Raw genomic sequence first — 264 nt, forward strand, 5'->3', positions numbered from 1 at the left:
TCAATGACGGTGCGGTGATTGTGGGTGATGGCAGCGGTGCGGTGACCGAAGACCTGAACGTGGTCAGCGGTAACCTGACCGAGACCGGCAGCCTGACCCTGACCGACGTGGACGGGGCCGACGAGGCTGAGTTCAAGCCGGGCCTGGGCGCGCCGAGTGCCGGCGCCCTGGGTCAGCTGGAGATCGATGCGGCTGGCAAGTGGAGCTATGAGGTCGCCAACAGCAAGGTGCAGTACCTGGGCGCGGGCGAGACCAAGGTCGAGA

General features: G+C 66.3%; 1 protein-coding gene. It reads left to right on the forward strand.

Features of this window, described 5'->3' with window-relative positions; translation table 11 throughout:
- The coding region (locus KW821_RS21490) for a VCBS domain-containing protein (RefSeq protein WP_218292869.1) at positions 1-264 on the forward strand (264 nt) is incomplete at both ends.

It is taken from the genome of Aeromonas sp. sif2416, from assembly GCF_019218665.1.
GTDB classification, from domain to species: domain Bacteria; phylum Pseudomonadota; class Gammaproteobacteria; order Enterobacterales; family Aeromonadaceae; genus Aeromonas; species Aeromonas encheleia.